The sequence below is a fragment of the Salinibaculum rarum genome (genome assembly GCF_030505615.1).
GTDB classification, from domain to species: Archaea; Halobacteriota; Halobacteria; order Halobacteriales; family Haloarculaceae; genus Salinibaculum; species Salinibaculum rarum.
The window spans coordinates 1,212,640-1,233,103 of the sequence record NZ_CP129992.1 but is presented as its reverse complement, the minus strand read 5'-3'; the positions used below and the strand labels follow the sequence as shown (position 1 = coordinate 1,233,103).

Below are 20,464 nucleotides of genomic sequence, written 5' to 3'. Positions count from 1 at the left end.
GGCCTGCCAGATTCCCGAAATTTATATCGGATGGGGTAATTACGACAGGTAACACAATGGTTCGGAGCTTCTGGACCGACCCGACCAAACGCCGGTGGGTCGGGTGGGCAGCACTCGCCAGCGCGTTCGTCATCGTGAACTTCCACCGCGTCTCGACGGCGGTACTCGCGGACACGCTCAGTCGAGCGTTCGACACCACCGGCGCGGAACTTGGATTGCTTCACTCGGCGTTTTTCTACATCTACGCACCGATGCAACTGTTTGCGGGTATCCTCGCCGACCGGATGGGAACCCGCCGCGTGGCGACGGTCGGGTCCGCAGTGATGGGGCTGGGCGTCGTCTGGTTTTCGTTCAGCGGGTCGTACATCACCGGGTTTCTCTCCCGGTTGCTCATCGGCCTCGGTGGCGGCGTCATCTACATCGCCACGCTCCGGTACTGTGCGAACTGGTACCGAGCCGACGAGTTCGCGACCGTGACGGGACTGACCCTCTCGGCGTCGGCCGTCGGCGGACTGCTCGCGGCGACGCCGCTTGCCATCCTCGTCGGAGCGGTCGGCTGGCGGGACGGACTGTTGGGAATCGGACTGGCCGGATTCGTCATCACAGCGGGGGTGTTGGTCTTCGTTCGCGACACACCGGCAGCCGCGGGCCTCTCGGCGCTCGAGGGGACCCCGGAAGCCGCAGAGCAGACACTTTCGGAGGTGCTGACCGGTGTCAGGACGATATTCCGCAGGCGGGATACGTGGATTATGGGCGTGATGTTGTTTTTCGCGACGGGGATGAACTTCACCGTCATGGGACTGTGGGGTATCCCCTATATCGTGCAAGCCTACGACGTGTCGGTCCAGACGGCCTCGCTGTACACGCTCGTGGGTAACGCCGGCCTCGTCGTCGGGCCGCCGATTCTGGGGTGGCTCTCGGACCGCCTCAACAAACGGACTAGTATCATCCTCACCGCTGCTGGAGCCTACTTTCTCGCGTACGCGAGTATCGTCGTCCTCGGGACGCCGCCGCTGTGGTACGTGGGTGTGGTCTTTTTCGTCGTCATGTTCCTTCTGGGCGGGTTCACCCTCTCCTATACCGTCATCAAGGAACGTCACACCGCAGAGCGGTCGGGCACCGCGACCGGGACGATAAACGGGATGGGCTTTCTCGGTGCCGCAGTGCTCCCCGGCGTTCTGGGCTGGGTGCTCGACGTGTTCTGGACCGGTGAGACTGTCAGCGGCAGTCGCGTGTACACGCTCTTTGGCTACCGGGTCGCCTTCGGCGTCGCCGCCGCGAGCGGCCTCGTCGCACTCGTGTGTGCGTCGTGGCTCCACTGGCGAGCACGGTGAGAACCACCACCGATAAATACGCACTCTCACACCCACACTCATGCCGACGAACGACGAGCGCTACGCCTACGAAACCGACATCACCGTTCGCTTTCGCGACATCGACAGCATGGGGCAGGTCCACAACGCCGTCTTTCTGACCTACGCCGAGGAAGGGCGAGTACGGTACTTCCGGGACGTTCTCGACGTATCGTTGCCGGAGACGAACGGCGCTATCGTCCACCAAGAAATCGACTACCACGCCCCCGTGACGCTCGATTCAGCACTTACTGTCCGGTATCGCGTCGCCCGCGTCGGCGAGACGAGTCTCACGATGGAGTTCGAAGTTGTCGTCGACGACGCGACTGCTGCCACCGGTGAAGTCGTCCAGGTCCTACTAGACGAGGACGACGCGCCGCGGTCGATTCCGACAGCGTGGCGCGACAAAATCGACGACTTCGAAAAGTCCGTCGACGTGGTCGGAACCGAATCGAGTCGTCGCTAGTAGTCGATTCGGGTAATCTCCTCGACGGGCCACTCGCTGAGAATCTCGACGCCGTTCTCGCGGACGACGACCATCTCCTCGACGCGGACGCCCTGCCGCTCGGCGGGTTGCATCGTCTCGACGGCCATCGTCATGCCCTCCTCGATTTCGATTGGGTGGTCCGGCGAGAGGCCACGCCAGATGAGCGGCACCTCGTAGAGCTGGAGTCCGAGGCCGTGGGCCCAGTGGTTGGTGGTCATCTGCCAGAAGTCGTCGGCGTCGTACCAGTCCATGTGCTCGCCCTCTTCGTCCGGGAAGCCCTTGCAAATCTCGTCGGTCGTCGCACCCGGCTCGATGCGTTCGAGCACGTTGTAGAGGTCGTCACGCGCCTTCTCGTAGGCGTCCTTCTGGGCCTGGGTCGGTTCGCCCATGCTGAACGTCCGGTAGTAACAGGAGCGATAGCCCAGATAACCGATGTTGTAGAAGTCGGCGTACACGAGGTCGTTGGGCCGAATCATCCGGTCGGTGGTGTTGGCCTGGTGTTTCGGCCAGGTGTTCGGGCCGGAGGTGACGTAGCCGCCCTGGGCCATCGCGCCGTGGCCCCAGAGTTCGCCGACCGCGTCGCCCCAGACTTCCGACTCGCGCTTGCCGGGTTTCGCGCTCTCGGTAATCTTCTGGAAGCCGGCCTCACAGATGGCCGCGACCTGGCGCAGACACTCGATTTCGTCCCGGGTCTTGGTCTTCCGGGCGTCGAGCATGATGTCCGTCGCCGCGCTGGTGTCGACGTCGACGCCGCGGTCCTCGAACTTCTCGACGAGCGCGCCGTTGCCGATGTCGATACCCATCGGCTCCCGGTCGACGCCGTACTCCTCCATCGCCGTGTACACCGTCTCGGCCATCTTGTCCTTGAGCCAGTCGCGCGCGGACGGGCGGCCAGACGCTCGCGGGACGTTTCCGAGGCCGGGGCAGGCATACCGGATGTCGTCCAGCCACGGGCAGTTGAACCGCTGGTTCGAAGCGTGGTCGGCGGTGTCCCAGTGGACGACGTCGCCGTCTTCGGTCAGCAGTGTGTAGTGGTCGGCACCGCTGCCGCCGGTCATCGCCAGCCCGGTCACGTAGCGGACGTTCGGGTCGTTGATGAGCAGCATCGACCCGAGTTCGGAGTCTTGCAGGCGTTCGAGGGCTCGCTCTTTTCGCTCGCGTCGCATCCGCTGGACGTCGATTCGCTCCTCCCAGTCGACGGCCATGGTGCCACGCGTCCCTTCCATGAAGTCTCGCTCGTACATCATCCCACTGTACACAGAGGGGCCTAATCAAACTCAGGATTCCCGCGCCGGGAGCTATAACTGCCCGCCGGGTGGACGTGGCACTATGTCCCACGAGGTACCCATCCGCGTCGACCACACCGGCATCGCTGTCGAGTCCATCGAGTCCGCCGAATCCGTGCTGTTTGCGCTTGGCTGTCGAAAGCTCATCGAGGAGTCCGTCGAGGGACGATTCCGGTGGGCACAGTACGACTTCGGTCGGCAGGCCTCGCGGCTGGAACTCATCGCACCCGAAGCCGAGGACACCTTCCTGACCGAGTATCTGGCCGAGAACGGGCCGGGACTGCACCACGTCACGCTGGAGGTGGCCGACATCGACGCCGTCATCGCGGCCATCGAAGAATCGGGGCTGGACGCAGTCGAGTATCGTGAGTACGACGACTGGACGGAAGCGTTCGTCCCGCCGTCGAACCCGACCGGCGCGCTCTTTCAGCTGTTCGAGTACCACGACAGCTACGACGAGGGGCGGCCACCGGCCGATTCGCTGTACGTCGACGGCGAGCGGCTGACAGAACAGTGACCGGCTAGACCGGGTCCAGTCCGTTCTCCTCGCGGAGCGTGTTGATGTACGAGCGGAAGCCCTCTTCGAGGCCGTACTCGACTTCGTAGCCGAAGTCCTCCTGTGCAGCGGTCATGTTGAGGTTCTGGGTCCAGGGGAGTTCGCCCTCGTCGGAAACGTCGAGGTCTGCATCGGGGACGATGTCCCGAACGGTGTCGGCGGCTTCCCGAATCGTCGCGAGGACACCGCGGACGTTGTAGACGCGCTGGCTGAGGGCAGACTCGTCGACGAACGTCGCCTTGCGGAACGCCTGGGCGATGTCGCGGGCGTGTTGCCAGTCGATGACCTGGTCGCCGTATTCGACGGAAAAGGACTCGCCCAGCGCCGGTTTCTCGATGATGTTCGCGAGGAAAGCCGACCCACCGGTCTCGCGGTAGGGGCCGTACGCGACCGTCGGACGCAGGGCGACGTGGTCGAGGTCGTAGTCCTCGTGGTAGACGCGAGCCTGGTGTTCGTTGTACTCCTTGGTCGCGCCGTAGAGCGTGTCGGGGTAGACGAGTTCGTCCTCGTCGACGTACTCGGCGTCGTAGTTGTGCGGCGGGGCGTACACCGCGGCACTGGACGCCCAGGCGACGCGTTCGACCTGGTCGTCGAGGGTGCGGGCGGCCTCGAAGATAGCGTTGGTCCCCTGGATGTTGACGTCCAGTGCGGCGCGCGGGTTGTCGCGTGCGGTGTTGGTCAGCAGCGCCGCGAGGTGGATGATGTGGGTCGTATCCGTCTCCTTGACGGCACGAATCACGTCCGTCGCCTCGGAGACGTCGCCGCGGCGAATCGTCACGTCCTCGGCGACACCGAGCTTCGAGAGGATGTGGTCGTCAGTCGAGAGGTCGTAGGCCACCACGTCGTGGCCGTCGTTCACGAGGTCCTCGACGACATACGAGCCGAGGAAGCCGGTTCCGCCAGTAACGAGTACTGTATTGTCTGCCATCGTTGTAGCAAGACCGACACGGAGCAAAATGAAAAAGTTTGTTATTACCTCGCTCGCGGCGTCGCCACCACCGCCAGCTACTTTTGCTGGTGTGACGAGTGTCGGTCTATGTCACGGGAAGTTATCCAGCCAGACGGCCTGGTCGACGCACAGGGTATCGGCTACAGCCACGGTATCGTCGAGGACGGAACGCTGTACATGTCCGGCCAGGTCGGCTGGGACGAACACTTCGAGGTCGTCGGTGAGGACATCCAGTCACAGACGCGCAAAGCCTTCGAGAACGTCGAAACACTACTGGCGGACGTCGACAGAACACTCGACGACGTGCGGAAAGTGACGGCACACATCGTCGACCCGCCCGCCCACCGGGAAGGGTTTTTCGAAGTCTGGAACGAGGTCTACGCAGACCAGCCCTACCCCTGTCTGACGATTCTCGGACCACACAAACTCGCACAGGAAGAATTTCTCGTCGAACTCGAAGTCGAAGTGCCAGTCGAGAAGTGACCGCCAGACGGCCTTACTCGTGGAGGCCGCCGACTTCTTTGTAGAACGACGACTGCAGCGTCTCGACCATCTCTTCGTCGCGGTCGATGCGAGCGTCGATGACGAAGGGGACGTCGGCGCTGGTCCCCTCCGCGAGCGCATCAGCGAGTTCGTCGGGCGTCGTCGCCCGCGTCGCCTCGGCACCGAACGCTTCGGCGGCCTTGACGAAGTCAGTGTCGTGGAACTCGACGCCGGCGATGTCGCCCTCGTCGTGTTGCATCTGGCGGACCATGCCCAGGCTGGTGTCGTTAAGCACGACAAAGGTGGGGGCGACGCCGTGTTCGACGGCCGTCTCGACGCTGGTCATCGTCATCGTGAAGCCGCCGTCGCCAGCGACGCCGATGACGTCCTTGTCGGTCGTGATGGCGGCCGACACCGCCGCGGGTGTCGCCCAGCCCATCGCGCCGACGCCGCCGCTCCCGTAGTAGGTCCCCGTGTCGGGTGCCTGCAGGTAGTTGAGCAACCAGAAGCGGTTGTTCCCGGAGTCGGCAGTGACGATGGTGTCCTCGTCGACGACGGCCTCGATTTCCTTGACCGCACGCTGGGGCTTGATGGGCGAGGCATCGGAGTCGCATTTGGGGGCAGAGAACGATTCCTGGGCCTCAGCCGCGCGGTCGCGCGCCCAGTCGTTGCCGGCGCTGTCTGGCAGTTCGGCGGCCAAGTCGTCGAGGCTCTGTGCGGCGTCGCCGATGAGCGCGACGTCTGCGGGGTAGACCCAGCCGGCGTTGCGCGTGTCGATGTCGGCGTGGATGATGGTCTGCTCGTCGGGCCGGATGAAGTCCGGTGACTGCCAGTTGGTGTCCATCGGGTTCATCCGACAGCCAACGACGAGGAGCACGTCGGCCTCGCTGACGACCTGATTGGCGCCTTCGTGGCCGAAAGAGCCGATGACGCCCGCCGCGAGGTCGTGGGTCTCGGGGAACGTCGACTTGCCCAGATAGGACGTCGTGACGACGGCGTCGGTCGCCTCGGCGACCGTCTGGAGTTCGTCGTACGCGTCGGCGGCGTGGACGCCGTTCCCGGAGACTATGACCGGCCGGTCGGCCTCACTCAGGGCGTCGATTGCCGTCTGTACGTCGTCGGCGTCGGGTCGCGACTCCCAGTTTTGCACCTGGTCGTGGCCGTCCCAGACCGGCGGGACCGGGTCTTCGGGCATCTCCTCGGTGACGGCGTCGCCGTCGAGGATGATTGCCGTGGGGCCGGGTCGGCCGGCCGTCGCGTGTTTGAACGCGAGCTGGAGACTGCGGACGGTTTCGGTCGGCGACCGGGGGAACCAGTTTTCCTTCGTGTAGGCATCGAGCGCCGAGGGCAGGTCGAGCCCACCGTAATCACCGCGGGCCTGCTGGTAGGGCGCGAGCGTGGAGTAGTCGCCGCGCTCGCTGGCTTCGGTGATGACGACCATCGGCGAGGAGGCGAGCTTGCCCTCCATCTGACCGATAGCACCGAGGCTGCCAATCCAGGGGCCCTGCCCGGCGAGGACGCCGGGGTTGCCGGTGAGGCGACCGTGCATCTCGGCCATGACGCTGGCTTCGCGCTCGTCGCGCGGGCGAACCATCTCCACGTCGAAGTCAGGGACGTGGTCGAGAATCTCGATGACGCGACCACCGGGGTACCCGAAGACGTACTCGACGTCTTGCTCGTCGAGTTCCGCGACGAGCCGTTCTCCGACTTCAGTCATGCATCTCGTCCAGCTGGACTGTCTCTTCGACGATGAGGCGGGGTCCGGCCTCGAGGTCGATGAACTCCGCGGCGTCGGCCTGTACCTCGGCGGCGATGTCGGAGTCGAACGCCTCACCAAGGGAGGCCATGTCCTCGAAGTACAGTTCGAGTACGCCGTCGTACTCGGCGTCTTCGGGCCGTGTCGGCACCGACGTGACGTATCGTTTGAGTCCGGGCAGGTCCTTCGCGATGTCTGCGTGGTCGCCTTGCCACCGCTCGGCGAACTCCTCGTGACTGTATCCGTCCTTGCGGACGAGCAGGTCGACTATCTTTGGCATACACATATACCGTCTCATCGCCGGGTCTTTTGTTTAACGGTTAGCCGATTTTCAACTGAGAGGGCGGTTTGGTGCCAATACGTCCAGAACCCATCCGAAGGCCGTTCGAGCTATTCGAACACAAGTTTTGTAAAGAGTTCGGCCCTTCGTAGAGGTATGACAGTTCCAGCCGACTCCGGCAGACCGGTCGAGACGGTCGAGCGGGCCATCGAGATTATCGAATTCCTCAAGGAGAACGGGTCGGCGACGGTCCCCGAGATCACCGACTATCTCGGGTGTGCAAAGAGTACGGTACACAGACACCTCAAGACACTCGAAGCCAACAGTTTCCTCATCGAGAGCGACGGCGAGTACCGGCTTGGCATCAGGTTCCTGGATTACGGCTCGATTGCTCGCGACAAGTACACGCTGTACCAGGAAGCAAAGCCGAAAGTCGACGAGCTCGCAGACGAAACCGAGGAGAAAATCTGGTGTACGGTCGAGGAACACGGCCGGAGCGTCCACATCTACGGCGCGCAGGGGAAACACTCGGTGCGGACCTACGCCCGGGTCGGGCACCGGAACTACCTCCACCAGCACGCAGCCGGAAAGGCGATACTGGCTCACCTGCCCGACGAACGAATCGAGGAAATCGTCGATGCGTACGGGCTGCCGGCCCGGACACCGCACACTATCACGACCGTCGACGAGCTCTGGGAGGAAATCGAAGCGATTCGCGACCGTGGGTACGCGTTTAATCTCGAGGAATCCGTCGAGGGGTTGCACGCCATCGGCGCCCCGATAACCGACAAAGACGACATCGCGCTGGGCGCCATCAGCATCTCCGGTCCGGCCAACCGTCTAGATGGGTCCCTGCTTCGAGACGAACTGCCGACGCTCCTGCTGGGCGCAGTCAACGAGATTACCATCAACCTGGCGCACGCATAGTCTGCTCGTCCGAAAAGCTCGAACGGCCTTCGAGAGAAGCGCGACCAGGCTGGCGGTGAATCTGGCAGAAAACCGGCGCTGAAGCTATTTTCGCGGCATCTCTCGGAACGAGGTCCTTCATAGCTCCCGTGTTACTGTACCCCACAATTGTTCATCAACAATGAACGATATTCGCCACTCAGAGGCGAGCAAAAGATGTAGCTTCTAGAATTGGTCGTTTGAGAGGCTCTAACCGCCGCTATATTTAGGTAGATGCTGACTCAGATGTGAGAGGGTCTATCGTCGCAAGAGAGTGGATTCGAATAGCTCGAATCAAGAGTGCGCAGTGAGACATTCCAGGCAGAAAGTGGCGAAAGATAGACATATTCTGGGCAGTGTAACGGCATGCATTACATTCGTATGGCCGTCATAGAAACCGATTGGGACGGCCGTGACAGTCCGTGACAGTCCGGTCGTCTCGACCGTGTGTGGAGATGCCAGGCACCGAAACGCGAGTAATCTGCCACTGGCGCCGCAATTCCGAGGGAGTGATTGTCTGGAAGTCGCATAATGTGTACTTTCAGACGCCTTATTTGCCGATTTATTCAGGGTGAACAGTGAGACGACAGTACTGGCGCGGTCACCACCCCAGTCGAACAGGCTAAAGAGTCAAACAACACATCGTGCTAGTGGCTCTCTGGGGGTAGCGTTGCTACCAGCTGGCGCGAAAATTGCCGCTCGACGGCAATTCGTTCGTTCTACACGAACGGTGAAACTACCCTATATCGAAATAAACAGGCTGCAGAAGATATCTCGGAGAGGAATTACCGACAACCAAGGTGTTCAACTATGTCGAACAGTCGTGTTAGTTAGTGACACCCGCAGCACTCAGTCACCCGCTGGGCCACTCGGGTTCTCTGTCCTCGAAGAAGGCGTCGATGCCCTCGTTTTTGTCGCCGGTGGCAAACAGCTGTGCGAACAGTTCGGCCTCGTACTCGATACCGTTTTCCAGGTCCATCCGCGACGCGGCCTTGACGGATTTTTTCGCGAACTCGAGTGCGACGGGGCTCTTCGTGGCCATCGATTCGGCGAGGTCGTAGACGCGGTCGTCGAACCCGTCGTCGCCGTACACCTCGTCGACGAGACCGATGTCTTCGGCCTCGGCGGCGTCTATCAGTTCGCCGGAGAGGATGAGCCGCATCGCGTGGCCTTCGCCGACCAGTCGCGGGAGTCGCTGCGTGCCGCCGCCGCCAGGCATGATGCCGAGGTTGATTTCCGGCTGTCCGATTTTGGCGTCTTCGTGGGCGATGCGCACGTCACAGGCCTGGATGAGTTCACAGCCCCCGCCGAGGGCGTGGCCGTTGATTCGTGCGATGACCGGCATCGGGCAGTCGTCGACGTACTCGTAGACGCGGGGTCGTTTGCTCGCCTCGCGCTGTTCGAGTGCGTCTCGCTCCCGGAGTTCCGTCACGTCTGCACCCGCGACGAACGCGCCCGTATCCGCTGCACCAGTCAGGACGAGCACGCGGAGGTCGCTGTCGGGCACCTCGTCGAGGACGTCTTTCAGCTCCGACCGGAGTTGTGCGTTGAGCGCGTTGCGTGCGTCCGGCCTGCTCAGTTCGATGGTCGCGACGTGGTCGGCCCGGTCACCGACGGTCACGTTCACCGTCTCACAGTCCGCGGCCGTCGCTTCGAGGCCCATCACTCGTCACCCCAGTCGCCGCTCGTCCCGACGATTTCGCCGTCCTCCCAGACGTAGAACCCTTCGCCGGTCTTTTTGCCCAGTTTCCCGGCTCGGACCTTCCGCTTGAGAATCTGGGGCGGCCGGAACCGCTCGCCCAGTTCCTCGCGGAGATACTCCAGAATGTCGAGACGGACGTCGAGACCGACGACGTCACCGAGTTCGATTGGACCCATCGGGTGGTTGTATCCGAGTTCCATCGCCGTGTCGATGTCCGACGGGTCGGCGACACCCTCCTGGACCATCCGCATGGCCTCGACGCCCAGCGAGACGCCGAGTCGCGAGGAGGCAAAGCCCGGCGAGTCGGTCACCTCGACGGGCGTCTTGTCGATACCGTCGACGAACTCGTGTGCCCGGTCGACGGTCTCCTCGCTCGTCTGCTCGGCGACGACAATCTCGACGAGTCCCATGATGTGGACGGGATTGAAAAAGTGGAGCCCGACTGCACGGCCGGGGTACTCGAGCGCGCTGGCGATTTCCGTCAGCGACAGCGACGACGTGTTCGAGGCGATGAGCGTGTCGCGCTCGACGTTTTCCTCGATTTCCGTCATCGTGTCGTGTTTGATGTCCATATCTTCCGGCACCGCCTCGACGACGAGGTCGGCCCCTGTCACGGCGTCTGCCAGCGATGTCGTCCCGGTGAGTCGGTCGAGGGTCGCCGCCGCCTCCGACTCGGTCACTTTGTCCCGTTCGATACCTGCGTCCAGATTCGACTCGATGGCCGCCAGTCCGTCGTCGACGATGCTCTCGTCGATGTCGCGAATCCATACGTCGTGGCCTGCCATGGCCGAAACCTGGGCAATACCGTGCCCCATAGTACCGGCGCCGAGTACGGCTACGTGCATCAGTTCGAGGCACAACGCCGAAGAATAAAAACGTTGCTTGCTCGCCAGGAGCCCTGCGAGCCAGTGAATTAATATCATTGCCTCAGTAACGTTTACCCGACAATGACCGATTCAGGACAACGAGCCGTCGTTGTCGATGCCGTACGAACCCCTCAGACGCGGAAAGACGGCGCGCTGGCCGAACAGTACCCCGAAGACCTCGTGACGACAGTCCTCGACGCGCTGGTCGAGCGGACAGACGTGCCCGCCACCGAGTGGGAGGACTTTCGCCTGGGCTGTGCGAACCAGGAAAACGAACAGGGCCGCAATCTGGCCCGCCAGTCGTTGCTCGCCGGTGGCTTCCCCGAGACGGTCCCCGGGTCGACGACGACGCGCCTCTGTGGCTCGTCGCTGACGACGCTCAACGACGCCGCTCGCGCCATCGAGGCCGGTGACGGGGCAGTCTACCCCATCGCCGGCGTCGAGCAGATGAGCCGGATTCCCTTCTCCGACTGGCTTCACCCCGCCATCGAGGAGCGCTACGACCCCGACAGGCTCCCGATGGGCCAGACGGCCGAGACCATCGCCCGCGAACACGGTATCGACCGGGAAGCGCAGGACCGGTTCGCGCTGCGCTCGCACGAGCGGGCTACCGACGCCGCAGAGAGTGGCCGGTTCGACGACGAAATCGTTCCGGTCGAAACCGACGACGGGATTGTCGACTCTGACGGGACACCACGCCCGGACACCACCTTCGAGACGCTGAACGGCCTGCCGACGGTGTTCCGCGACGACGACCAGGCCTCTGTCACACCCGGCAACGCCTCGCCGCTGACCGACGGCGCGGCCGGGATGCTCGTCACCTCCGAGGCGTACGCCGAGGAACACGGCCTCGACCCGATGGCCCGCATCGAGACGCGGGCGGTCGTCGGCGTCGACCCGCTGGTGATGGGCCGGGGACCGATTCCGGCCACCCGCGCCGCACTCGATGACGCGGGGCTTACAATCGACGACATGGACCTCGTGGAACTCAACGAGGCCTTTGCCGCACAGAGTCTCCACTGCGTCGAGGAACTCGGAATTCCCGACGAGAAACTGAACGTCAACGGCGGCGCCATCGCACTCGGTCACCCGCTTGGCTGTTCGGGTGCGCGCATCTCCACGACGCTGCTCCACGAGATGGAAAAACAGGACGCCGAGTACGGCCTCGCGACGATGTGTGTCGGATTCGGACAGGGCGTGGCGACGATTTTCGAGCGAGTCTGATTACCGTCTGACTTCGCTCAGCTGTACCTTGAACCCGTACCGGGTGACACCCTCCTGGGTGTAGATGCGCCGGATGGTCGACTCGACCCGGTCGCCAATGGCGACTTTCTGGTCGCCGGCAAGCACCTGCGAGGGGATGCTGACGGTCTCGTCACCCTCGGGGCCGTCGAGTGCGACGACGGCGCTGACGAACGGGCCACTCTTTGACTGTTGCTCGACGAACTCCGGCGGTGCGCCACCCTGCGAGATGGTGGTCGCCGCCTCAACGGTCCCGGTGCCCGGGAGTTCGACGTCCTCGAAGGAGTCGGGGCGTTCGTTGCAGTCGTGACAGGCCCCACTGGGCGGGAAGTTCAGCGCCCCACAGGACGAACACCGACCGGCGACGAGCCGGTGGCGCTGGGGAATCGTCCGCTTCCAGGATGGGATGCTGACGTACGCGCCACCACCTTCGGGTTCGTCGCTGGTAATCTCGCCGCGCCGCCGGAGGTACTTCTCGTAGGACAGCATCGCGTCGCTTTCCAGTGCCGCCGCGGTCGGGACCGGCCCGTCGACGACGACGAGGTTCGCGCCGGCACCGCTCCCGTAGGCCGCAAGCAGCACCCGCTCGGCGCCCTCGTCGAAGGCTTTCGCGGTTCCGAGGAAGGCACTCGCTGCGCCGGTATCCCCGAGGAAGCTCACGGTCTCGGCGGCCGAAATCGTCCCGGCGTCGACGCCGAGCGCGCCCGTCGCACGGTAGGGGAGTTTCCCGTCCGGCGACTGGACCGCCGCTGCGTCGACGTCGTCGGCCGCGATGTCCTCGGCGGCCCCGGCCAGCGCCGTCGTGAACGACTCGCGGTCGTACTCTGTGACGCCGAGCCCGGTCGTCTCGTCGCTGCCACCGGGGCGGAATCGCGTTCCGGGGTACGGTTCGACGTACGAGGCGCGGTCGGCGATAGTTCCCGGTCCGTCGCCGTCGAGTACCACCGCGGCCGCGCCGGCCCCGGCGGCGTGTTCGGTTGCGCTGTCGGGTGCGCCCTGCGGGCTGTCGCCGACGATGACGATGCCGATGTCGTCGCCCCACGGCCCGGCGTCGAGTGCGCCGTCGAGGGCCTGAGCGCCGGCGCGGGTACTGCCCGTCGCCGTCTGTGTCGTCACGTCACTCGGTGCGCCGAGGATACTCGCCAGTCGGGCGGTGAGGTCCTCCTCGGCCATCGGCGGCGTCGTGCTCGCGAAGGCCAGATACGCGAGGTCCGACCCGTCCCGGTCGAGCTGGTCGAGCGCACGGCGTGCCGCTTCGACGCCCATCGTGAGCGCGTCCTCGTCTGCCTCGGGGACGGCCTTCGTCTCGACGCCCGATGCATCGAAGGTGCCCCAGGCGTCTTTGAACTCCTCGGCGGCGATACGCAGTCGCGGTGCGTACGCACCGAGGGCCGCGACGCGAGCGTCGCTCATTGTGCCACCTCCCGTTCGAGGACGTGCACAACGGCACCGCCGCCACTGCCCCCGACGTTGTGGGTCAGTCCGTATTTCGGGTCCTCGACCTGTCGGTCGCCGGCCTTGCCGCTGAGTTGCTTGAACGCCTCGGCCACCTGTCCGGCGCCCGTCGCGCCGATGGGGTGACCCTTCGATTTGAGACCGCCGGAGGCGTTGACCGGAAGCTCTCCATCCAGGTCCGTCGCGCCGTCTTCGAGCAACTGGTAGGCCTCGCCGCGGTCACAGAAGCCCAGGTCCTCGTAGGCGAGCAGTTCGGCGATGGCAAAGCAGTCGTGGACCTCCGCGAAGTCGAGGTCCTCGGGACCGATGCCGGCCATCTCGTAGGCTTTCTCTCCGGCCGTTTCAGACGAGGAGATGGAGGTGTAGGAGTCACGCTGGAAGAGCCCGACTCGCTCGCTGGCCGCGCCGACGCCGGCGACACGAATCGGGTCGTCGGTGTACTCGTCGACGACGTCTTCGCTCGCGACGAGGACGGCCGCGGCACCGTCGGAGGTCGGACAGCAGTGATAGAGGTTCAGTGGGTCCGCGACCAGCGGCGCGCCGACGGCGTCCTCGAGGGAACACTCGAACCCGAGGTGCGCGTTGGGGTTTTTCGCGCCGTTGGCGTGGTTCTTGACCGCGACCATCGAGAGGTGTTCCTGCGTCGCCTCGTACTCGTCGAGGTAGGCACTGGCCATCTGGGCGTAGACGCCGGCGAAGGTCGTCCCCGTCAGCCGCTCCCACTCGGTCTCCCCGGAGACACCGAGCCAGTATTTCGTCACGTCGCTGCTCATGTCGGTCATAATCTCGACGCCGCCGCCGATTGCCACGTCGGCCATGCCGCTTTTGACCGCCTGGACGGCCTGGCGGACCGAGTAGCCGGAGGCGGCACAGGCGTTCTCGATACGCGAACTCGGGATTCCGTGCAGACCGACGTGCTCGGTCGCCGCCGGTGCCGAGAGCCCGAGTTGTCGGCCCCCGACCCCCAGCGAGCCGATGACTGCCTCGTCGACGTCGGTCTCGTCGATTCCGTGTGGTACACTGTCGATGGCCGTCTCGAAGGCGGCCTCGAACAGCGAGCGATAGCTTTCGTCGGGCATCGCGCCGAACGGCGTCTGCCCTGCGCCGATGACATAGGCGTCCCGCATACACTCCTGTTCCGCAGGTGCGGAAAAATAGCTTTTCCTCCGAGCGCGGTGCTCGTTCCTTCGGGCGCGGTTGCGCTCCCGCGAGCGCTCGTGGGCGTGACACCACATAGTAGTCACCTGAACAATGCGACACATACCCGAACGGTTTTTAGCGTTGTCGTCTAAGCGAAGAGTGAAGCATGGTTTACAAGCCCGAAGAGGCCTACGACCGGGGAGAACTGCGTGAGTTGCAAAACGAGCGCCTCCGCGAGACGGTCGAACACGCCTACGAGAACGTACCGTTCTACCGCGACAAACTCGACGAGAAAGGCATCACACCCGACGACATCAACGGTGTCGAGGACCTGCGGGTCCTCCCGATGACGACAAAGGAGGACTTCCGCGACGAGTATCCCGACGGCCTGTTTGCCGTCGACGACGAGGACATCGCCCGACTCCACGCGTCCTCCGGCACCACCGGCAAGCCGAAGATTGTCTCCTACACCCAGGACGACCTCGACGTCTGGAGCGAAGTCGTCGCACAGTCGCTGAAAGCCTCGGGCGCAAATCCCGGAGACACCGTCCAGAACGCCTACGGCTACGGGCTCTTTACCGGCGGCCTCGGCCTTCACTACGGTGTCGAAGAGCTGGGCGCGACGGTCATCCCGATCGGCAGTGGTGGCACACAGCGCCAGGTCGAACTCATGACCGACCTGGAGAGCGACGTGTTCACCTGCACGCCATCCTACGCGCTGTACCTGGCCGAGACGGCCGAAGAGATGGGCTTCGACCCGGCCGAGCTTCCCATCTCGACGATTATCTTCGGGGCCGAGCCCTGTACGGACCCGATGCGCGAGGAAATCGAGGAGCGTCTGGACGTCAACGGAATCGACATCTACGGCCTCTCGGAGATTATCGGCCCCGGTGTCTCGTGTGAGTGTCACGAGGCACAGGACGGCCTGCACATCTGGGAGGACCACTTCTACCCGGAAGTCATCGACCCACAGACCGGCGAACCGGTCGAAGAAGGCGAGGAAGGGGAACTCGTCCTCACGACGCTCACCAAAGAGGCGCTTCCCGTCCTGCGCTATCGGACGGGCGACCTGACCACGCTCAACTACGACGAGTGTGAGTGTGGCCGCACGATGGTCCGCATGGACAACGTCACCGGCCGCTCCGACGACCTGCTCATCGTCCGTGGCGTGAACCTCTACCCGAGCGAAATCGAACACGTCGTCCTCGACATCGACGGCGTCGCCCCGCACTACCGCATCGACCTCTACAAGGAGGGCAGCCTCGACATCATGGAACTGACCGTCGAGAAAGACCTCGAGTTCGAGGGCGACGAGGAAGAACTGCAGAGCACTATCCTGAAGCGACTGTCGAACGTGCTCCAGTTCACGCCGGACGAACTCGACCTGGTCGAGCCCGGCGGCATCGAACGGACGGAAGTCGGCAAGGTCCAGCGCGTCTACGACCACCGCGAGTGACTCCCACCGTCAGGTCATCCGGTACACTCGGCCGCGGAACGTAGCGATTCGGTTCTCGCCTTCGTCCGTGACTTCGATTTCGTACTCGGCTGTCTTCCCGGCGATGTGTGTCTCTTCTGCTGTCGCGGTCAGTGTCTCCCCGACGTCGACGGCTTCGAGATACGAGATGTTCGTCTCCAGGGCGACGGCTGTCGTGCCGTGGGAGTTCGACGCCGCGGCGAAGGCCGCGTCGGCCAGCGAGTAGATGGCGCCACCGTGTGGCGTCCCGTGGAAGTTCAGCAGGTCCTCGGTGACCGTCAGCCTCGTCCGGGCAGAGCCCGCATCGAGGTCGACGACGTCGATACCGAGTGTCTCGCAGTATGCATCAGATTCGATACGTTCCCGTGTCTCGTCATCTACGTCCGCCATACCGGTTGAGGTTTCCACAACGGAGAATAAATACGTACTGGAAGGTGTGACAGTCCTGACACTCGCAAGCGGAGATGCATCAGAACGTAAAGATATTTAACGACGCTCGGGAATACCGAGAGTATGGCGTACAGTTACGAGCCACATCACTACGAGGACTTCGAAGAGGGAGAAGAGTTCATCAGCGTCGGCCGGACCGTCACGGAATCGGACTTCGTGATGCACTCCGCGCTGAGCGGCGACTGGACCGAACTCCACACGAACAAGGAGTACGCAGAAGAGCAGGACTTCGGCGAGCGCATCGCCCACGGCCCGATGACGTTCGTCCAGGCGACTGGCTTCGTCTACCGGACCGGTATCGTCGAGCGGACGGCCTACGCGTTCCTGGGGATGAACTACATGGACCTGCCGAACCCGGTCAACATCGGCGATACCCTCCAGCTAGAGATGGAAGTCTCCAACAAGAAGGAGGTCGGCCGCGACGACGTCGGCCTGGTCGTCCTCGACACAGAGATGGAAAACCAGGAGGGCACGACCGTCTTCGAGGGCGACATGAAGTTCCTCATCAAGAAGAAAGACTGAGCCGACCAGCTACCTAGCCGGCACCAGCGAGCAGTTGTTCGAAGACTGTCTGCTGGGCGCGCTTGATGCGGCCGAGAAACGACGATTTACTGATTCCGAGTTGGTCTGCGACGTCGGTCGCGGTCGCACCGCGGGGGACGTCGAAGTAACCCTGGTCGAGTGCCGCGACCAGCGCCTCGCGTTGCTGTTTCGTGAGACTGCTCTCGATTGTCGTGTCGAGTTCCTGGTCGGCAGCCCGGCCGGCGGTAATCTCGGCGACCCGCTCTAGCTTGACGTTCCCGAGTTGCTGGGCCGTCTGGATGACGTCGCGCAACACGTCCCGGCCGACGACGGAGCCGCGGAACCGCTCGGTGCCGTCGACGATGCGAATCTCGTGGGGCATGAACCCCGCCGTCGTCAAGACACGGAGGACACACTCGTCGTGGAGCAGACAGCGACACTGCGCGACGCTTCCGCCCTCCGTGACCTGCAGGTAGTCGATTTCGTCTTCCTCGTCGAGTTGGTCGACGAACTCGTCGACCTCGCCCTCGGCGTGAAAGTGCAACAGCGTGCGGTCGTCGTCGCGATGGGCCGGTGGGTTCTCGTCGACGACGACGTCGTTGTCCGCCGTCGCTTCGACGACCGGACAGTCGTTCCCGGTCACCGTGAACTCCACGACGAGGGACTCGTCTATCATGTCATCATCCCTTCGTTGTGAAGGAGTATCAGTCTATGCCCGGCTATGTTGTGATTTTATATGACAGTGGGGCAATCGGGCGTCTTCGCGCTCGTACCGGGAGAATCCGTGAATCGAGATACGGGTGTGCACTTAAACCCCGCTCCATAGAGCGATGTGACTCTATGCACATCCACCGTGTAGGTATGGATGCGAATGACCTCAAACGAAACACTGAAAGAACGCGTGCAAAACGGCGAACAGGTCGAACCGTCGGAGGACCTGCCCGAGGAGTACAAGCGGGCAGCCCAGCGGATGATTCAGTTCCACGCAAACAGCGAAATCGTGGGCACACTGCCGGAGAAACAGTGGATCAAGAAAGCACCGTCGCTGCAGCGAAAGCGAGCGATCAGCGCGAAGGTCCAGGACGAGGCTGGCCACGCGCAGGTGCTGTACCGGACCGCCGAGACGCTCGGCCTGAAAGACCGCGAGGAGATGCTCAACGACCTCATCAACGGTGACTCGAAGTACGTCACCGTCTTCAACTACCCCACGAAGACGTGGGCGGACGCCGCCTACATCGCGATGTTCATCGACGGCGCGGCGATGTTCCGTCAGGGGTCGCTGACCGCCTCCTCCTATGCGCCATACGCCCGCGGACTGCGGAAAATCTGCTACGAGGAGTCGTTCCACGTCAAACACGGCGAGGACATCGTCCGCTCGCTGGCGACCGGGTCGAAGAAAGAACAGCAGCTGATGCAGGACGCCATCGACCGGTGGTACGAGCCAACGCTGCAGTTCTTCGGGCCGCGTGACCACATGTCCGACCACACCGACGAACTCTTCGAGTGGGGCCTGAAGCTCAAGAGCAACGACGAACTCCGCCAGGAGTACCTCGAGAACTTCTACGTCCCCAAGCTCGAAAAGTACGGACTGGAGGTCCCCGACGACAAACTGTCCTACGACGAGGACGCCGAACGCTGGAACTACAAGGAGCTGGACTGGGACCGCTTCCTCGAAGTCTCGCGGGGCAACGGTCCGGTCAACGACGAGCGCCTGACCGACCGTCGCGAGGCCCTGGAGAACAACGACTGGGTCCGCCGCGCAGCGGGGGTGGCCTGATATGCCGGGCACGCCAGAAGAGAACGTCTACTACGTGTTCCGGCGGCAAGACTCCGGTGCACCGCTGACCGAAGTCGGGAGTGTCGACGCGAAAAACGCAAAGCTCGCCCGGATGTACGCCCGGGAGAACTACGCCCGGCGCAAAAAGACGACGAACCTGGTCGTCGTCTGCGAGGAGGACATGAACGAAATCGGCGAGGGTGCGGCCTACGGCGGCACACTCGACAAGAGCTACCGTGAAGACGCCGGCTACGACGTGGAGGGCTTCCCAGCATGACTGTCACAGACGTTACAGACATCGGCGACGCAACGACCGACGAGTTCGAGCAGGCGCTCGCCCGAGCGCTCCTCGAGGCGGCCGACGACGACCACGTGATGGGGAACAGACTGAGCGACTGGACCGGTGTTGCACCGACCGTCGAAGAGGACGTCTCGGTCAGCAACATCGCACAGGACGAACTCGGCCACGCCGAGACGCTCTACGAGGAGGTCGCGGACATCCTCGGGTCGAGTCTCGACCACCTGGCCTACCAGCGTGCCCCCGACGAGTACCGGAACGTCCAGCTCGTCGAGCGGGAGTTCTCCGACTGGGCCGACACGGTCGTCCGGCAGTACTTCTACGACGTGGCCGACGACATCCGGCTGGCGGCCATCCTCGACGGCGACCTGTCCGAGCGCGACGAGTCGCTCGCGGGCTACCTGGAGAAAGTCGACGAGGAAGAGGAGTTCCACGCCGAACACGGCGAGGTGTGGCTGGAGACACTCGCCGACGAGGAGGACGGCAGCGAGAAGATTCAGCGCGCAATCGAGGAGAACTGGGTCGACGCGCTGGCGTTTTTCGAGACGACGCCCGACGGGGTCGACCCGGTCGAGGCCGGCGTCTACGCCCAGTCGCTGGCAGCGCAACGCGAGCAGTTCGTCGAGACAGTGACCGACATCCTCACCACGTACGGCTACGACGTCCCCGAGACCGACGTCGAAGACATCGGCGCCGGACGTGCGGGCAAACACACCGAGGACCACGATGCCCTGCTCGCGGAGACCCGCGAGGTCCGTGAGCAAGGCATCGACGTGCCAGCATGACCATGGACGTCGCAGACATCATCGAACGGAACGCGCCGGGGTTCGAGCTCGACGCAGTCGAAGATGCGTTCCCGGAGTACGAAGTCGACGGCCCACTGACCGAAGACGACATCTGGAACGCACTCAAGGACGTCGAAGACCCGGAACTCCCGGTCAGTCTGGTCGACCTCGGTCTCATCCGGAAGGTCGACCTCGACGACGGCCACGCGGAAGTGAAGATGACGCTGACCTACACCGGCTGTCCCGCCCGCGAAATCATGCTGAAGATGGTCGAGCGCCGACTCGAACTGCTCGACGGGGTCGACAGCGCCAACGCGGAACTGGACTACACCGACCCGTGGACCCCCGAAGACATGACCGAGGAGGGGCGCGAGCAACTCGGCGACGCCGGGTTCGCCTGTCCCCTCAGCGGGAGGTCAGAGTAATGCGAGACGACGTCGACCGGCGCGAGGAGACCGGGACGGACTCCAATGTCAACGCCAAGATGGACGAGAACGCCGGACGGCCGGTCGACGACGACCAGGTAGAGTGTCCATACTGTGGGTCGACGAACACCCACGTCGAGAACGCACGCGGACCCTCGATGTGTCGCACCATCTATCACTGCGACGACTGTGAGAGTCCGTTCGAGCGGTTCGGGTAATTTTATTCCCCAGCAG

At 63.6% G+C, this 20,464-nt stretch carries 23 protein-coding genes; 13 read left to right on the top strand and 10 right to left on the bottom strand.

Going from position 1 to position 20,464, the window contains the following annotated elements:
• Positions 1-56: 56 nt before the first annotated feature.
• Both QYL91_RS06685 and QYL91_RS06680 read left to right on the top strand, forming a co-directional pair.
• Positions 57-1,334 carry an MFS transporter gene (locus QYL91_RS06685; protein ID WP_302082602.1) on the top strand — a complete coding sequence of 426 codons (1,278 nt, stop codon included), beginning with the start codon at positions 57-59 and terminating at the stop codon, positions 1,332-1,334.
• A 40-nt stretch (positions 1,335-1,374) separates the two neighbouring features.
• A complete protein-coding gene (locus tag QYL91_RS06680) occupies positions 1,375-1,818 on the top strand; it encodes an acyl-CoA thioesterase (protein WP_302082601.1) in 444 nt (147 codons plus the stop codon).
• Here the strand turns inward: QYL91_RS06680 and QYL91_RS06675 are convergent.
• The gene (locus QYL91_RS06675; RefSeq protein ID WP_302082600.1) at positions 1,815-3,083 is read right to left on the bottom strand and encodes a M24 family metallopeptidase; all 1,269 of its coding nucleotides are present in this window, start codon (positions 3,081-3,083) and stop codon (positions 1,815-1,817) included. The genes QYL91_RS06680 and QYL91_RS06675 overlap by 4 nt on opposite strands.
• Before the next feature lie 85 nt (positions 3,084-3,168).
• Here QYL91_RS06675 and QYL91_RS06670 point away from each other — a divergent pair, with 85 nt between their 5' ends.
• Complete coding sequence (locus QYL91_RS06670) at positions 3,169-3,642, top strand: VOC family protein (RefSeq protein WP_302082599.1); 474 nt, start codon at positions 3,169-3,171, stop codon at positions 3,640-3,642.
• Positions 3,643-3,646: 4 nt separating this feature from the next.
• Here QYL91_RS06670 and QYL91_RS06665 read toward each other — a convergent pair whose 3' ends face one another.
• Complete coding sequence (locus QYL91_RS06665; RefSeq protein ID WP_302082598.1) at positions 3,647-4,609, bottom strand: NAD-dependent epimerase/dehydratase family protein; 963 nt, start codon at positions 4,607-4,609, stop codon at positions 3,647-3,649.
• 108 nt (positions 4,610-4,717) lie between these two features.
• On the opposite strand from QYL91_RS06665, the gene QYL91_RS06660 reads away from it, so the two are divergent.
• Entirely contained in the window at positions 4,718-5,113 is a 396-nt protein-coding gene (locus QYL91_RS06660) for a RidA family protein (RefSeq protein ID WP_302082597.1), read from the top strand.
• A gap of 13 nt (positions 5,114-5,126) precedes the next feature.
• Here the strand turns inward: QYL91_RS06660 and QYL91_RS06655 are convergent, their stop codons facing one another.
• Together QYL91_RS06655 and QYL91_RS06650 are read right to left on the bottom strand one after the other, a co-directional pair.
• The gene (locus tag QYL91_RS06655) at positions 5,127-6,830 is read right to left on the bottom strand and encodes a thiamine pyrophosphate-binding protein (RefSeq protein WP_302082596.1); all 1,704 of its coding nucleotides are present in this window, start codon (positions 6,828-6,830) and stop codon (positions 5,127-5,129) included.
• On the bottom strand, positions 6,823-7,149 hold the full coding sequence (locus QYL91_RS06650; protein ID WP_302082595.1) for an EthD family reductase: 327 nt from the start codon (positions 7,147-7,149) through the stop codon (positions 6,823-6,825). Before QYL91_RS06650 ends, QYL91_RS06655 begins: the two co-directional genes overlap by 8 nt.
• Positions 7,150-7,305: 156 nt before the next feature.
• On the opposite strand from QYL91_RS06650, the gene QYL91_RS06645 reads away from it, so the two are divergent.
• Positions 7,306-8,076 carry an IclR family transcriptional regulator gene (locus QYL91_RS06645; protein WP_302082594.1) on the top strand — a complete coding sequence of 257 codons (771 nt, stop codon included), beginning with the start codon at positions 7,306-7,308 and terminating at the stop codon, positions 8,074-8,076.
• 871 nt (positions 8,077-8,947) lie between these two features.
• Here QYL91_RS06645 and QYL91_RS06640 read toward each other — a convergent pair.
• Together QYL91_RS06640 and QYL91_RS06635 are read right to left on the bottom strand one after the other, a co-directional pair.
• Complete coding sequence (locus QYL91_RS06640) at positions 8,948-9,757, bottom strand: enoyl-CoA hydratase/isomerase family protein (protein ID WP_302082593.1); 810 nt, start codon at positions 9,755-9,757, stop codon at positions 8,948-8,950.
• Entirely contained in the window at positions 9,757-10,641 is an 885-nt protein-coding gene (locus QYL91_RS06635) for a 3-hydroxyacyl-CoA dehydrogenase family protein (RefSeq protein ID WP_302082592.1), read from the bottom strand. Before QYL91_RS06635 ends, QYL91_RS06640 begins: the two co-directional genes overlap by 1 nt.
• Before the next feature lie 102 nt (positions 10,642-10,743).
• Here QYL91_RS06635 and QYL91_RS06630 point away from each other — a divergent pair, with 102 nt between their 5' ends.
• Entirely contained in the window at positions 10,744-11,886 is a 1,143-nt protein-coding gene (locus QYL91_RS06630) for a thiolase family protein (protein ID WP_302082591.1), read from the top strand.
• On the opposite strand, the gene QYL91_RS06625 is transcribed toward QYL91_RS06630, so the two are convergent.
• A complete protein-coding gene (locus tag QYL91_RS06625; RefSeq protein WP_302082590.1) occupies positions 11,887-13,317 on the bottom strand; it encodes a zinc ribbon domain-containing protein in 1,431 nt (476 codons plus the stop codon).
• Positions 13,314-14,486, bottom strand: a complete 1,173-nt coding sequence (locus tag QYL91_RS06620) for a thiolase domain-containing protein (protein WP_302082589.1) — start codon at positions 14,484-14,486, stop codon at positions 13,314-13,316. Before QYL91_RS06620 ends, QYL91_RS06625 begins: the two co-directional genes overlap by 4 nt.
• Positions 14,487-14,665: 179 nt before the next feature.
• Between QYL91_RS06620 and paaK the strand changes: the two genes are divergently transcribed.
• Positions 14,666-15,955 carry a phenylacetate--CoA ligase PaaK gene (gene paaK / locus QYL91_RS06615; protein WP_302082588.1) on the top strand — a complete coding sequence of 430 codons (1,290 nt, stop codon included), beginning with the start codon at positions 14,666-14,668 and terminating at the stop codon, positions 15,953-15,955.
• A 9-nt stretch (positions 15,956-15,964) separates the two neighbouring features.
• On the opposite strand, the gene paaI is transcribed toward paaK, so the two are convergent.
• Positions 15,965-16,363: a hydroxyphenylacetyl-CoA thioesterase PaaI gene (gene paaI, locus QYL91_RS06610; RefSeq protein WP_302082587.1), complete on the bottom strand. Its 399-nt coding sequence runs from the start codon at positions 16,361-16,363 to the stop codon at positions 15,965-15,967.
• A gap of 123 nt (positions 16,364-16,486) precedes the next feature.
• Between paaI and QYL91_RS06605 the strand changes: the two genes are divergently transcribed.
• Entirely contained in the window at positions 16,487-16,945 is a 459-nt protein-coding gene (locus QYL91_RS06605) for a MaoC family dehydratase (RefSeq protein WP_302082586.1), read from the top strand.
• A 13-nt stretch (positions 16,946-16,958) separates the two neighbouring features.
• Here the strand turns inward: QYL91_RS06605 and QYL91_RS06600 are convergent, their stop codons facing one another.
• The gene (locus QYL91_RS06600; RefSeq protein ID WP_302082585.1) at positions 16,959-17,621 is read right to left on the bottom strand and encodes a helix-turn-helix domain-containing protein; all 663 of its coding nucleotides are present in this window, start codon (positions 17,619-17,621) and stop codon (positions 16,959-16,961) included.
• A gap of 195 nt (positions 17,622-17,816) precedes the next feature.
• Between QYL91_RS06600 and paaA the strand changes: the two genes are divergently transcribed.
• Genes paaA through QYL91_RS06575 form a run of 5 tightly spaced genes read left to right on the top strand, consistent with a single transcriptional unit; the run spans position 17,817 to position 20,448 of the window.
• Positions 17,817-18,722 (top strand): 1,2-phenylacetyl-CoA epoxidase subunit PaaA, encoded by a 906-nt coding sequence (paaA, locus tag QYL91_RS06595; RefSeq protein ID WP_302082584.1) that lies wholly within the window; start codon positions 17,817-17,819, stop codon positions 18,720-18,722.
• 1 nt (position 18,723) lies between these two features.
• Positions 18,724-18,999 carry a hypothetical protein gene (locus QYL91_RS06590; RefSeq protein WP_302082583.1) on the top strand — a complete coding sequence of 92 codons (276 nt, stop codon included), beginning with the start codon at positions 18,724-18,726 and terminating at the stop codon, positions 18,997-18,999.
• Positions 18,996-19,805, top strand: a complete 810-nt coding sequence (paaC, locus tag QYL91_RS06585; protein WP_302082582.1) for a 1,2-phenylacetyl-CoA epoxidase subunit PaaC — start codon at positions 18,996-18,998, stop codon at positions 19,803-19,805. The genes QYL91_RS06590 and paaC overlap by 4 nt, the downstream gene beginning before the upstream one ends.
• Entirely contained in the window at positions 19,802-20,230 is a 429-nt protein-coding gene (locus tag QYL91_RS06580; protein ID WP_302082581.1) for a metal-sulfur cluster assembly factor, read from the top strand. The genes paaC and QYL91_RS06580 overlap by 4 nt, the downstream gene beginning before the upstream one ends.
• Positions 20,230-20,448 (top strand): PaaD-like zinc ribbon domain-containing protein, encoded by a 219-nt coding sequence (locus tag QYL91_RS06575; protein ID WP_302082580.1) that lies wholly within the window; start codon positions 20,230-20,232, stop codon positions 20,446-20,448. The genes QYL91_RS06580 and QYL91_RS06575 overlap by 1 nt, the downstream gene beginning before the upstream one ends.
• Positions 20,449-20,464: the final 16 nt, after the last annotated feature.